The following is a 14,100-nucleotide window of genomic DNA, read 5'->3' as shown; positions in this document are numbered from 1 at the left end:
TTATATATATATCGAATTATAGTAAATTGCAACCAAACGACACTCAACTACATGCGTGCCATCTCATCACGAATACCTTTATATGGATTTCATCCCACAGTTAGGGTTTTGTTTGCAAAGCCAGTGGCATTTTTGCAGGAATTTTTCGTTTCCGGCGTACCAGCGAGGAAAAAACTGCACTTTTGCAGGTTTTCCCTGCTTTGCCAAGCGGGTGTGCGCCTTTTGCAGGTTTTCCCCACGGTCGGCAGGCTATCCCTCCCTCCGTTCGCTGCACGAATCGCCGTAAGTCACCCTGCCCCACCGCATCGCACCGCAACCACACGCTGGCTTTGACATCCATTAGGGTTCAGCCCTTCTGGATACCCTAGTAATAATGTATCTCGTACACTCCGGGATATTGTGGCCGACCGACCGCCGTCATGCCGTGCAGCACCGCGCGCCGGGAGCTGCGCGCAGATTCGCCGGTGCCGATATGATTCGACCCGAGCGGCACCGGCGAATCCGATCATTTTCTACCCTGTTCCTTATCCATTTCATCTTACGTAAACAACCGGAATCCGTAGAATAAAGATAGATCGCAAATACAGGAGGTCAGTAATATCATGAAAAAAATGATAAAAATCGCTGCAACGCTGCTTGCCGCTACTACGCTGCTTGCCGGATGCGCCAGCGGCGAAAAACCTGCGGATCCGCAGGGGGCGGGAGCGGCGGCAGGAACGTCCACGGACAAAGTCAAGCTCTCCGTGTGGCATAACTGGACAGGCCAGGATGCAAAGGCCATCGCCATGAGAAAAATTTTGGACGATTTCAAAACGCAAAACCCCGATATCGAGCTTGAGGTCGAGGGTCTCCCGACAGACGGCTTGAAAACGCGCCTCAGAACCGTAGCCGCGGCGAATGAAATGCCGGATTTGTTCGTGATGTGGCCCGACGCCATGACGAAGGAGTTTGTGAGCGGCAATCTCGTGCAGCCGATCAACGATTTCCTCGACAGCAAGCAGGAGTGGAAAAACAATTTCATTCCGAACGCGCTGGACGGCTATACCGTGGACGGCAACATTTATTCCGTTCCGATGAACCTGTCACCTACCTCTTTCATTTACTATAACAAAGCTTTGTTCGACAAATACAATGTACAGGTTCCCCAAACATGGGACGAGCTTAAAGCGGCAATCGACACGTTCAACAAAAATAAATTAATCCCGATCGCCCTCGGCAATAAAGCGAACTGGGCCGTCCAATCCACCATTTTCAGCGCGATCGCCGACCGCGTGACCGGAACGGACTGGTTCCTGAAAGCGGCGAAACAAGATGGCGCCAAATTTACAGATCCGCAGTTCGTCGAAGCTTTGAAAACGCTGCAGGATCTCAGCAACGCGAAAGCTTTCCAGGACGGCTTTAACAGCATCGATCAAAACCAGATGAGACAGCTTTTCTTCCAAGGCAAAGCGGCTATGTTTATCGACGGAGGCTGGGCGATGGCCGACGTTGTAACGAATGCGCCGAAAGAAGTGCTGGACCAAACGCACGTTACGATTTTGCCTCCTGTTAACGGCGGCAAAGGCGAGGCCAAATCCACTTCCGGCGTCGTAGGCACGGGCATGGGCGTAAGCAAAAAGCTGACCGGCGCCAAAAAAGACGCGGCGATGAAGCTGTTCTACGCGCTTTCCGGTCCGGACGGCCAGCAGGCGACTTTGAACAGCAGCACGCTCGTCAGCTACAAAATCGATCTGGACAAAAGCAAAGCTCAACCGCTGTTCGTGGAGCTGAACGAGCTGATGAAAACTGTGAAAATTACTCCCGTCTACGATTCCAAGCTGAGTTCCGCTGCCGTTGATGTCATCAACAACAATCTGCAAGAGCTGCTCATGGGCGGCAACCCGGAAGCAATCGCCAAAAAAATCCAGGACGCGCAAGCAGGCGCGCTGGGCAAATAAAGGAACTGCTGCAACACCCCCAGCCCTCCACGTTTGTGGCAGGGCTGGCTACTTTCCCGAAGGATGTGAAAAGATGAATACAGCGTATGTCCGCAGGTTCGTTGTGTTAAGCCTCCTCCCCGCCGTCTTGATCTATGCTCTATTTGTATTTGTTCCGGTCATCTGGTCCAGCTACTACAGTTTTTTCGACTGGAAAGGCATCGGCGCCGCCAAGTTTATCGGCCTCAAAAACTATGTTGAAATCATTCACGATGAGGTATTCTGGAGAGCGTTCAAGAACAACATCATTTTTGTCGCCGTAGCGGTCTTCGGCCAGCTTCCCATCGCTCTGGTGCTTGCCATCATGCTGCATAAAAGCAATGCCCTGCAGCGTTTCATCCGCTCCGCCGTCTTTATGCCGATGGTGCTTTCCTCCGTCGTCATCGGGATGATCTGGCAATATATTTATCACCCGCAGATCGGCATTTTGAACTTTTTGCTGGACAAGCTCGGTTTGTCAAGCTGGAAGCTGCAATGGCTGTCCGACGCGAAAATCGCGATTTTCGCCCTTGCTCCCCCGCTCGTCTGGAGCTTCGTCGGCCTTTATTTGATCATCTTTATTTCCGCGTTTCAGAACATTCCCGGAGAAATCCACGATGCCGCGCAAATTGACGGCGCGGAAGGAGCGCGCAAGCTCGTTTCCGTGACGCTGCCCATGATCTGGAGCACCGTGCAAATCGCCATCGTCCTCTGTATTTCCGGAAGTCTGAAATCGTTCGACCTCGTTTACGTAATGACCAAGGGCGGTCCGGCGCATGCGACCGAATTGCTCGCAACTTATATGTACAACTCAACCTTCTCTTCGTACCGCTACGGATTCGGCAGCGCCATATCCACGTCGATTGTCCTCATCAGTCTTGTCTTTATCGGCATCAGCCAGTGGTTAACGAACAGAAGCGCGAAAGCGTAAAGAAAGGAGCAACATAAGATGAGCTATTTGGCAGCAGCCCGGCCGCAAGCGAGTGCGAATAAAACGGGTTCTTCCATGAAAAAATGGAGACAAGGCATATTTTGGACGTTTTTGACTTTATATGCTATTTTAACGTTATACCCGCTTTTCTGGCTGGTGATCAGTTCGTTTAAATCGAATGCGGAGTTTTTCAACAAGCCTTTCAGCCTGCCGGAAAGCTGGCATTTCACCAATTTCGTGACGGCCTGGAACACCTCCAAGATGGGCCTCGCGTTCGTCAACTCGGTCATCGTATCCGCCGTCTCGCTGGTTTTGACATTGTTTATTACTTCGCTTGCGGCATACGTTCTGGCCAGATTCAAGTTCCGATTCAAGGGAATCATTTTAACTTTTTTCGTCATCGGCATGCTGATTCCGATTCACAGTACGCTGGTGCCGCTGTTTATTTTGATGAAGCAGCTTTCGATGCTGAATTCGTACTGGGCGCTTATTCTTCCTTATACCGCCTTCGCCCTTCCGACCGCCATATTTGTGCTAACCGCTTATCTGGCTTCGGTGCCCAAAGAAATCGAGGAAGCGGCTTATATTGACGGAACCAAGCTGTGGGGCGTTTTTTGGCGGATTATGCTGCCGATTTCGCTGCCTGCTTTATCAACGGTCATCATTTTGAGCTTTTTGCACTTTTGGAACGATTTTTCCTTTGCCCTTGTTTTCATTAGCAAAAGCAGCCTAAAAACGCTGCCGCTGAGCATCGCTACGTTCGCCGACGGCTATCAGACCGATTACGGCCTGACGCTGGCTGCGATGACGATTTCGGTGCTTCCGACCATTGCCGTGTATTTGATGTTCCAGGAACAGGTTATGAAAGGAATGACGGCCGGAGCCGTGAAGGGTTGATCGTACAGGCAAAAGCTAAGGAGGATACATGAATGTGGCGATGGATGGGATACTCCCTGCGGCGTAAGCTATCCTTCATGCTGCTTGTAACGGCGCTAATTCCGCTGCTGTTTCTCGGTTCGTTCGCCTTCGTCATTTCTTCGAACATTACGCAGGAGAAAGCGCAGCAGGCCGGACTTGACACTCTCGCGCAAATGGATGCCAAGTTCCGTTTTATTATCGGCGATGTCGAAAATATTTCAATTTTCCTGATCGGCCTGCGGGACATTCAGGAGTATATGAACAAGCCCGACAATGATGTGGCCGCGCAAACCCGCATCCTCGGCCTGATGACCAACCTTATGCATTCCAAAGACTATTTGTCCAACATCACGATTTATCCGGCAAACGGGGGCGATCCCCTGTCCACGACGACGATCTATAGCAGCGACCTGGGCAAGCAGATGGATGTCAGACAGGTGCAGGACAAGCTGTGGACCGGACTGTACACGATACGAAACTATGCAGGGGACCGCCATGTTTTTTCCTTCATCCGCCCTTTGCGCAGTGTGAACAATTATCAGACGCTGGGCTGGCTGTCGATCAGCCTGGACGAGCAGACGGTGTCCCGCATCTGGTCGGAGACGCAGCTTGCCGAAGGCCATGGTCAAGTGGCGCTGCTGAACGGCAGCTATGACGTCATTTCATCTACGGATAAAAGCTGGCTGGCCCGCCCTGCCGGGGCGATGTTTCCGGAAATAGCGGGGCTTGCTGCAGGCAAGGTATCCGGCGAATGGGCAAGCGGCAGCGGGAACGCCAAGCAAAACGTGCTGTTTTATCGGGATGTCCGCACCGGATGGACGCTTATCGGCGTCATTCCCTTCGAGCTTTACAGCGCCCAAAACCGCTACATCCTGCAGTTGACGGGCATTGCCGTCGTCATATCGGTTTTGACGACCGCCATACTATTGATTTTTTTCATTCAAAAAATTACGAACCCGCTTCGCGCATTGACCCGTCTGCTGTCCAAAGTGAATCCGTCCGAGCCGCTGCCGCTCTATCCGGCGGAAACGGATGACGAAATCGGGCGGCTGGCGCAAAGCTACAATATGCTCGGCAAACATATCGAAACGTTGAAAAAGCAGCTCATTCAAAACGAAGCCCGCAAAAAAGAAGCCGATATGCGCGCGCTGCAGGCGCAAATCAATCCGCATTTTTTGTACAACACGCTGTCTTCGATCCATTGGATCGCCCTGCTGAAGGAGGAAGAGCGGATCGCCGAAATGGTCGGCGCGCTCAGCGATTTTCTTCGTTTCAGCTTGAACAAAGGCAAAGAATACTGCACGGTGTCGCAGGAGCTCGCGCATATCCGGAATTACATTCAGGTGCAGGCGATACGCTTCCCGGATCAGTTTGAAGTTGATTTTACGATCGACCCGGACCTGAACGACGCATACATGCTGAAGCTTCTGCTGCAGCCAATCGTGGAAAACGCGATGATTCACGGCATCCAAAAGAACGATCAGAAGGGCCTGATTTCCATCTACGCGGAGAAGAAAGGGAACAGCATGAACTTCATGGTGCTTGATGACGGAATCGGCATGTCCGAAGAGCAGCTGCAGCTCGTCAAAGACAGCCTGCGCCCGCAGGAAGGCTCGTATCCGCCTGACGCCAGCTACGGGCTGCGGAACGTGCACGAACGTCTTCAACTGCATTACGGCATCGAATCCGGGATCGAGATCGAAAGCAGGCTGCATGTGGGCACGCGCGTTTCTTTTTCCATTCCTATTTTGGAGGGCACTCATGAAAATCATGATCGTTGATGACGAGGTTATTATCCGCACCGGCTTGGCTAAAGTCATCAAATGGAGCGAAATCGGGCTGGAGCTGCTGGAGCCGGCCGTTTCCGCCGAGGAAGCGCTGCAGCGAATCCCGCTGGAGAAGCCGAACATTTTGCTGACCGACATCCGGATGAAGGGCAAGGACGGCCTGCAGCTCGCTGAGGAAGCCAAGCAAATTTTGCCTGAGATCGAAGCGATCATCCTCTCCGGGTATGACGATTTTGCCTACATGCAGCAAGCGATCCGGCAAGGGGTCAGCGACTATTTGCTGAAAACGAGCAGACCGGAAGAAATCATTAAAACGGTGCTGAAAGTCAAGCAGAGCATTGAGGACAAATGGAAACACCATAACCAGGATTTGTACAAAAACAAGGAAATGCGCGGCAGGCTGTTCGAGCGCTGGATTATTGAAGGAGAGACCGAATCGGTGGATGCCGCGCTGCTCCCCGACTATTTGCCTCTCCTGTTCAACGAAGGCGAGACGGCAAGCGGCAAGCTGCTCGTCTATATCATCGCGGCGGAAGGCTGGGGCGAGACGGCCTCGGCAGAATCGCTGCTGCTGTTTGCCGCCGCCAACATGCTCCACGAGCTGCTGCCGTGCGAGACTTTGATTCACCGCAAGCGAATCGTGATGGCGATGCGGCTTGGCAGCCCGAACGAGCGCTTCGCGGCGCGTCCCGCGGCATTTCAAAAGATCGAGCGGCTTTTGAAATGCAAGGTTTATACGGCCATTGGCGAGCCCGTCGGCCAACCGGACGAGTTGTACCATTCGTATGCCGCGGCGGACTACGCGTTCAGCTATAAACACCTGATCGAAGAGCCGGTGCTGGATTATGCGCACATTTCCAAACGCAAAGGCGGCAAAACGGTCTGCTCGCACGAGGAGGAGATCGAGCTTTCCTCCATTATGCTGGAAGGCGACTCCGTTGCTTTGAAAGGCTGGGTTCAGCGGTATATCCAGCAGGAATTGAACAATTCCCAGATGACTATCGAGTCCCTGGAATCGTTGATCCGCTCGGCCGCCCTGTCTGCCCACCGCTGGCTGGAACGGGTTTTGGCGGCAACCGGGCGTTCGGCAAACATCGATGAGCATGTAACAGGCTTTGCGATAAAGCGCGGCTCCGCCCCCAGGGATGCCTTGTTCCAGCATCTGCTCTCCCTGATGGAGCTGTACCACCACAAGCTCGCGGAAGGGCAAGCCACCCACGCCCAGAAAGCGATGGCTTATATTCAGGAAAACCTCAGCGGCGATGTCGGACTGCAGCAGGTGGCGAGGTTCGTTCATCTGCACCCGAATCATTTGAGCGAAGTGTTCAAAAAAGAAACCGGAATTACGTTCAGCGATTACGTAACGAAGCAAAAAATGAACCGGGCCATGGAAATTTTAACCGTATCCCCCGTCAAAATCGCCGAAGTGGCCGCGGCCGTAGGATTCGAGGATATGAAATATTTCAGCCAGGTGTTCAAAAAATTCACTGGAAAAACGCCCAGCGAGTTCCGGGAAGAAGCGAATCAGCAAGCAGGATCATCACCCAAAATTTGATGCCAGGCGGAACGGATGCCAAATGGAGTTAAGGGAGAGAACTTTCATGGAATTATCAGGTTTATGGCGAATTCAGCAGTTTGAAGCAGGACAAACCAGAGCGCTTGACATCGCGTCGGCCGGATTGGACGACCGCTTCTGGATTACGGCCAAAGTGCCGGGCGACGTGCACTCCGCATTGATCGAAAGAGGCATTATCGATAACCCTTATTTTGGACACAACGATCAAAAAAGCAGATGGATCGAGCAAAAGGAATGGTGGTACCGTTATTCCTTTTCATATGAGCTGAATGAGGGCAGCGGGGAGCGCCACGAGCTGATTTTCGAAGGGCTCGATACGTTCGCCACGATTTTCGTGAACGGGCACGAGATCGGCACGACCGCCAACATGCTGATGGCGCATACGTTTGACGTCACCCGCATCCTGCAAAATGGCAAAAACACGATAGCCGTAAAATTCGATCCGCTCTATTTGCACAACCGCGAAAAAGAGCAGTTCCAATGGTCGTCCTACACCAAAGAACGGCCCTGGCTGCGTAAAGCCGCAATGAATTTCGGCTGGGACTGGGGCCCGAGAATGGTAACCGTCGGCATCTGGGGCGGCGTCCGCATCGAGCGCAGGCGGCTTGCCAAGCTGGAAAGCGTCTTTGCCAGAGCGCGCTCGGTTTCCAAGGAGCAGGCCGATGTGCAAGTCGATGTGGAAGTGAAAACTTACCGCGCGGGCAGGGAGAGCCGGGGCAAAGGCAGCAAGGGCAACGGCAGTTGGGACAATGGCAGCAAGGACAAAGCAAGCCGGCGCGAATGCCGCATCCGTTTGCTCGATCGGGAGGGCCGCGCCGTTGCCTCCGCCGCAAGCCCCGTAACAGGCGGCTCGCATTCATTCGCGATTGAGGTTAAGAGCCCGCAGCTGTGGTGGACGCACGATTTGGGCGAGCCGTATTTGTACGAGCTGGAAGTTTTGCTGTACGCGGACGGGGAACTCGCGGATCAGTACCGCAAGCCGTTCGGCATCCGCATGATCGAGCTGCAGCTCGAAGACGAGCAGGGCCGGCCTGCGTTTGCTTTTGTGCTCAACGGAGTCAAGCTGTTCGCCAAAGGGGCCAACTGGATTCCCGCCGACCATTTTATCGGCAGCATTCCGGATGAGCGCTACCGCGATCTGATCGACCTGTCGGTCCTCTCCAACATGAACATGCTGCGCATCTGGGCCGGCGGCATTTACGAAAAGGACGTCTTTTATGAGGAGTGCGACAGACGAGGGGTGCTCGTTTGGCAGGATTTTGCGTTTGCCAACGCGCTTTTCCCTGATTTTAACCGCGATTTCATGGAAAATGTCCGCAACGAAGTTGTGTATAACATCAAGCGTCTGCGAAACTATGCTTCGCTTGCCCTGTGGTGCGGCAACAACGAAATTGACTGGCTCTACGATATGAAATCTTCCGGCGGAGACATCGATTGTCCCTTCTATGGAGAGGCGATCTATCACGAGCTGATTCCCGAAGCTTTGGAAGAGCTTGACGACAGCCGGGCTTACTGGCCTTCCTCGCCTTTCGGCGGCAATGATGCGAACGATCCGGATATCGGCGACCGCCACAACTGGCAAGTATGGCACGGCTCCGTGTATCCCCGCAAATTCGGCGAAGCGCCGCTGCTCGATTACAGCATTGAAGGCGTCACTTTTAAAAACTACAAAAAAGACTTCACTTTGTTCAGCAGCGAATTCGGCATGCACGCATCGGCAAACCGCTATACGCTGGAGAAAAATATTCCGCAGGGCCAATTTTACTGGAACAGTGTGGAGATGGCCTACCGCAACAAAGATACGAACCATCAAAAAGGCATTCTTCTGATGGAAGGATTCACAGGTATTCCCCGCGATATTGAGGAATATATGAACTTCTCCATGCTGACGCAGGCCGAAGGCCTCAAATACGGCATCGAGCATTACCGCCGCAACAAGCACCGTACGAGCGGATCGCTCGTCTGGCAGCACAACGACAGTTGGCCCGGCACAAGCTGGTCGCTGATCGACTATGAGCTGCTGCCGAAAGCGTCTTTCTACTATGCGGCCAAATTTTATCATCCGCTGCTACTCTCGCTCGACCATGAGCCAGGGCAGCCGCTGCGCGTCTGGGCGGTCAACGATACGCTCGACGCTTTGCAAGGACAAGTCAAGCTCAGCGTGTTCGACTACTTCGGCAAAGAACTGTTCACGCACTCGTTCACCGCGAACGTGCAGGCCAATTCCGCAAGCTTCCTCGGCAGCCTGAACGAAGCGGAGGTCTTGAACGGCGCGGACCCTGCGCAAGTCGTCGTGAAATTGAGCACCGCGGATTGGGCGGCGCCGGACAATCTGTTCTACTTGCGCGACCAGAAGGATCTGCAGCTTCCTGCCGCGAGCCTCAGCGTAGAAGTCGATCCGGCGGAGCAGACCGTCGCTATCACCGCAAACGGAGCGCATGCGCGCATGGTCAAAATCGACATACCGCAGGGCAACCTCCGGTTCAGCGACAATTTCTTCGACCTGCTCGCAGGCGAGACCAAAGTGATCCGCATCCGGCATCCGCATGGTCAGCCGGTCTCCCTGGCCGACATCCGCGTAAGCGCCATGAATTAAACCCGAAGAGGCAGTCCCGCAGCGGTGTATATCCACAGGGGGAACTGCCTCTTTCCTATTTACGCACACTGTCAATCGCGAAAAGTTTCCAACATCCGCCGGCTTCAGCGATTATGATCGCGGTCGGTCGACCGCATGAACGGCTTGATAACTCAAAAGCCTGCAAAAGTGCAGGCTTTTTCGATGGAATCGACCCGTTTTTGGGAAAAGCCTGCAATTGTGCAGGAATTTCCGCCGATGAGCGGGCTGGACCCATAAACCTGCGAAAAAAACTGCAGATTTGCAGGAATTATCCGAAACGGGAGCTTCAAGGAGCAAAAAGATGTACTTTTGCAGGTTTTTGATTCGCTGCGCAGCACATCCGTTCGTTAGAAACTGCTGGTAACCCGAAAGCCTGCAAAAGTGCAGGCTTTGTCGTTGGAATCGGCCCGTTTTTGGGAAAAGCCTGCAATTGTGCAGGAATCTCCGCCGAAGAGCGGGCTGGACCCATAAACCTGCGAAAAAAACTGCAGATTTGCAGGAATTATCCGAAACGGGAGCTTCAAGGAGCAAAAAGATGTACTTTTGCAGGTTTTTTGATTCGCTGCGCAGCACATCCGTTCGCTAGAAACTGCTGGTAACCCGAAAACCTGCAAAAGTGCAGGCTTTGTCGCTGGAATCGGCCCGTTTTTGGGAAAAGCCTGCAATTGTGCAGGAATTTCCGCCGAAGAGCGGGCTGGACCCATAAACCTGCGAAAAAAACTGCAGATTTGCAGGAATTATCCGAAACGGGAGCTTCAAGGAGCAAAAAGATGTACTTTTGCAGGTTTTCCGATAGTGCTGTGAAGCCAGGGGGAGTGCCAATCTCCTGCAGACTCTAAAAACCGAGCATCGTGCCGGATGTGAAATAACGCTGCAGTAGTGCGGCTGGTGGCGACCTTCCTTTCCATTCCGCGAAACGCCGCCGTGCATCCGTCGCAACGCCGCCGCTTTCGCTTGTGAAGCTGCGCCGATGAGCGCTCGGGCGGCGATTCCGCTTGTGAGGCTGCGGTGATGCGCACTCGGGTGGCGATTCCGCCTGTGAGGCTGCCGCAATTGCGCTCAAGCGACACTTCCTCATTTGAGGCTGCCGCAATTGCGCTCGGGCGGCACTTCCTCTTGTGAGGCTGCCGCAATTGCACTTAGGCGGCACTTCCTCATTTGAGGCTGCGGCGATAGCGCTCATGCCGCGCCTTCCTCCTGTGAGGCAGCGCGGAGCGCTCCGCCTCGCTGCGGAGCCAGCGTTGCAATAAGCGGGCAAAGCGCTCCGGCGCATCCGCCACAGCGCTGCTGCCGCTTTTCCCGCAGGCACGCCGCCCGCAAAAAAAACGCCTCCATCCCAATTAGGTTTGGAGGCGTTTTTCCGCTTCATTTTCAGCGGCTATACATTTTGCAGATAAGATGCCATCGCTTTGGCGAGTTTTTGCATCCCGAGGATCGTGTTGTCGCGGTCTGTATGCGTGTAATTCAGGCGCATCGTGTTGTACTGCGGGTTCTCGGCAAAAAACGTCGACCCCGGCACGAATGCGACGCCTTCCTGAACGGCCTGCTTGAGCAATTCCTCGGCGCGGATATGCTCTGGAAGCTCCACCCAGAAGAACATGCCTCCCTTCGGCTCCTCCCATTTCATTCCCGGCCAGCTCAGCTCGTTCAGCAATCCTGCCATCAGCTTCATGCGCTGTCCGTAATGTTCGCGGATCAAAGCGATGTGCGCGTCCAGATCAAAATGCTCCAGCAAATGATACAGCGTCTGCTGGTCGATGCTGCTGGAATGCAGGTCGGCGGACTGCTTGAACCGCGCCATTTGGCGGATAAGCGTCTGATCGCCGATGACCCAGCCTGTGCGGAAAGCCGGAGCGACCGTTTTGGAGAAGGTGCTCGTGTACACGACGCAACCTCCTTCGGCACGGCCTCCCAGTGAAAATACCGTCGGGTACGTGGCGCTGCTGTCAAACTGGATCTCACCGTACGGATCGTCTTCGAGGATCAGCACGTCAGCCGCGCGGCAAATGTTCAGCAAGCCCTTGCGGCGCTCCAGGCTCCATACCCGGCCGGCCGGATTGGAGAACGTCGGTATGACATAAACCAGTTTAGGATTATGCGCGGCGATTTTCGCGGACAGATCGTCAAGAATCATCCCGTCATTATCGCTGTCTACGGAAATAATGCGTGCGCCTTTTGCCTGAAACACCTGCAGCGCCGCAAGATAAGTCGGTCTCTCGACAAGAATAATATCGCCTTCGTCGATATACACGCGGGTCAGCAGATCGATAGCTTGCTGCGAGCCTGTCGTCAGCAGCATCTCGTCCGGCGTAACGTGCATGTTCTTGGTCGCCATACGGCGGCAAAGCGTCTCGCGCAAAGGCTTGAAGCCCTCGGTCAGACCGTATTGAAGCGCCCCCTTGCCCTGGGCGATGACTCTTTGAAACGCCTCGCTCACCGCATCCAGAGGAAAAAACTCTTCTGCAGGCAGTCCGCCGGCAAAAGAAATGATCGAGCTGCCCTGAGTCAGCTTCAAAATTTCTCGCACCGCCGATGAGGAAAAACCATCCAGCGATTTGGAAAATCGAAAATTCATAACGGACGCATCCTTTCGTATTTGTAGAAAGCACCCCACAGCCCTTACAGCCAGTTGAGGTGCTTAACGTGATGAGCCTAAAGCAAAGTGCGTTAAATCAAAGAGACATTCCGGCGATTGCTCGTCGGCGTTTTGCGCTTGTCGATAAGCCGGTTCACCGCATCCAGATAAGCTTTGGCGCTGGCTTCAAGAATGTCCGTGCTGATGCCGCGGCCTTGGACGGAAATATCGTTTTGCTTGAGGACGACATGCACTTCGCCCAGCGCGTCCTTCCCGTGGGAAACGGACTTGATGGAGTAATCGTCAAGCTCGACTTCTTCCTTCGTCGCTTTATCGATGGCATTGTAAATCGCGTCTACGGAGCCGTTGCCGACTGCGCTTTCCGCAATTTCGCCGCCTTCCTGCAGGCGTACGTGCACCGTTGCCGTCGGGGTCATCTGGTTGCCGTAGGCTACCTGCAGGGCGCCGAGCGAAAATACTTCCGGCGTCTCGATCAGCTTCTCCTCGATCAGGGCGCGGATGTCTTCGTCCGCCACGTTTTTCTTGCGGTCCGCCAAATCCTTGAATTTGGCGAATGCGGCGTTGACCTGCTCGTCTCCGAGGTCGTAGCCGAGGTCGACCAGCTTCTCCCGGAACGCGTGGCGTCCGGAATGTTTGCCCAGTACGAGCTTGCTCTCCTTGACACCGATGGTTTCAGGGGAGATGATCTCGTACGTCGTTTTTTCCTTCAGCATCCCGTCTTGATGGATGCCGGATTCGTGCGCGAACGCGTTGGCGCCTACGATCGCTTTGTTGCCTGGCACCACCATGCCGGTCAGCTTGCTGACCAAACGGCTGGTGCGGTAGATCTCGCTCAGAACAAGCGATGTCTTCGCTTGGAAAAATTCCTGGCGCGTCTCAAGCGCCAGAGCCACTTCCTCGAGCGAGGTGTTGCCTGCGCGCTCGCCGATGCCGTTGATGGTGCCTTCGATTTGATCGGCACCGTTCAATACCGCCGCGAGCGCGTTAGCCGTAGCCATGCCGAGATCGTCATGGCAATGCGCGCTCAGCTGAATTTTTTCAATGCCTGGCACGGTGTCCTTCAGCATTTTAAAAATGTTGCCGTAGTCGTAAGGGGTCATATACCCGACCGTATCCGGGATATTGACTACCGTTGCGCCTGCGCGGATCGCCATAGCCGTTACTTCGGCGATGAAATCCAGCTCGGTGCGCCCTGCGTCCTCCAGCGAAAATTCGATTTTGCTGAAATATTTTTTGGCGTATTTGATTGCCGCCTCTGCGGTTTCCAGCACTTGATGCTTCTCCATCCGCAGCTTGTGCTGGCGGTGGATCGGCGAAGTTGCGAGGAACAAGTGAATGCACGGGTCCTGTGCCCCTTGCAGCGCTTCTCTGACGGCTTCGATGTCCTGCTCCCGGGAACGGGACAGCCCGATGACAGAGGCATTCTTGACCGCTCTGGCAACGGCGTTCACGCCTGCCAGATCCCCCGGTGAAGCTGCCGGGAATCCGGCTTCCATACGGTCGATCCCCAGCTTCTCCAGCTGAAGGGCGATCTCGACCTTCTCCTGGACGTTCAGGTTCACTCCCGGCGACTGTTCGCCGTCCCGCAGCGTCGTATCAAAGATGTAAATTTTACGCACAGTATGTCACCTCCTGATGGCTGTTAAAAGGCCTTACTCGTCTTTATAGTATTCACAGGGAGTGAACGGGCAAACCATGCTCCGATCACTCCCTGCGATTG

Annotated in this window: 8 protein-coding genes; 6 read left to right on the top strand and 2 right to left on the bottom strand. The window is 54.1% G+C overall.

Annotation, left to right across the window (positions count from 1 at the left end; all coding sequences use genetic code 11):
• Positions 1–602: 602 nt before the first annotated feature.
• The 6 genes from AC3G2T_RS35360 (at position 603) to AC3G2T_RS35335 (ending at position 9,763) form a co-directional block, all read left to right on the top strand.
• Entirely contained in the window at positions 603–1,937 is a 1,335-nt protein-coding gene (locus tag AC3G2T_RS35360) for an extracellular solute-binding protein (RefSeq protein WP_474685939.1), read from the top strand.
• Between the two features lie 73 nt (positions 1,938–2,010).
• Positions 2,011–2,886 (top strand): carbohydrate ABC transporter permease, encoded by an 876-nt coding sequence (locus AC3G2T_RS35355; protein WP_474685941.1) that lies wholly within the window; start codon positions 2,011–2,013, stop codon positions 2,884–2,886.
• Between the two features lie 18 nt (positions 2,887–2,904).
• Entirely contained in the window at positions 2,905–3,783 is an 879-nt protein-coding gene (locus tag AC3G2T_RS35350) for a carbohydrate ABC transporter permease (RefSeq protein ID WP_488438411.1), read from the top strand.
• Between the two features lie 32 nt (positions 3,784–3,815).
• The gene (locus AC3G2T_RS35345; protein ID WP_474685946.1) at positions 3,816–5,585 is read left to right on the top strand and encodes a sensor histidine kinase; all 1,770 of its coding nucleotides are present in this window, start codon (positions 3,816–3,818) and stop codon (positions 5,583–5,585) included.
• Positions 5,566–7,146 carry a response regulator transcription factor gene (locus AC3G2T_RS35340; protein WP_474685948.1) on the top strand — a complete coding sequence of 527 codons (1,581 nt, stop codon included), beginning with the start codon at positions 5,566–5,568 and terminating at the stop codon, positions 7,144–7,146. Before AC3G2T_RS35345 ends, AC3G2T_RS35340 begins: the two co-directional genes overlap by 20 nt.
• A gap of 46 nt (positions 7,147–7,192) precedes the next feature.
• Complete coding sequence (locus AC3G2T_RS35335) at positions 7,193–9,763, top strand: beta-mannosidase (protein WP_488438410.1); 2,571 nt, start codon at positions 7,193–7,195, stop codon at positions 9,761–9,763.
• 1,399 nt (positions 9,764–11,162) lie between these two features.
• Here the strand turns inward: AC3G2T_RS35335 and AC3G2T_RS35330 are convergent.
• Positions 11,163–12,359: an aminotransferase-like domain-containing protein gene (locus AC3G2T_RS35330; RefSeq protein ID WP_488438409.1), complete on the bottom strand. Its 1,197-nt coding sequence runs from the start codon at positions 12,357–12,359 to the stop codon at positions 11,163–11,165.
• A gap of 92 nt (positions 12,360–12,451) precedes the next feature.
• Entirely contained in the window at positions 12,452–13,999 is a 1,548-nt protein-coding gene (locus AC3G2T_RS35325) for a 2-isopropylmalate synthase (protein ID WP_474685954.1), read from the bottom strand.
• Positions 14,000–14,100 lie beyond the last annotated feature (101 nt).

The sequence above is a fragment of the Paenibacillus sp. sgz302191 genome (assembly GCF_057749925.1).
This window is presented reverse-complemented; position numbering and strand designations above follow the sequence as displayed.

Excerpts from the sequence above, each read along its gene's own strand:
- AC3G2T_RS35360 (WP_474685939.1), top strand. The coding sequence starts at position 603 with ATGAAAAAAATGATAAAAATCGCTGCAACGCTGCTTGCCGCTACTACG.
- AC3G2T_RS35355 (WP_474685941.1), top strand. The coding sequence starts at position 2,011 with ATGAATACAGCGTATGTCCGCAGGTTCGTTGTGTTAAGCCTCCTCCCC.
- AC3G2T_RS35350 (WP_488438411.1), top strand. The coding sequence starts at position 2,905 with ATGAGCTATTTGGCAGCAGCCCGGCCGCAAGCGAGTGCGAATAAAACG.
- AC3G2T_RS35345 (WP_474685946.1), top strand. The coding sequence starts at position 3,816 with ATGTGGCGATGGATGGGATACTCCCTGCGGCGTAAGCTATCCTTCATG.
- AC3G2T_RS35340 (WP_474685948.1), top strand. The coding sequence starts at position 5,566 with ATGAAAATCATGATCGTTGATGACGAGGTTATTATCCGCACCGGCTTG.
- AC3G2T_RS35335 (WP_488438410.1), top strand. The coding sequence starts at position 7,193 with ATGGAATTATCAGGTTTATGGCGAATTCAGCAGTTTGAAGCAGGACAA.
- AC3G2T_RS35330 (WP_488438409.1), bottom strand. The coding sequence starts at position 12,359 with ATGAATTTTCGATTTTCCAAATCGCTGGATGGTTTTTCCTCATCGGCG.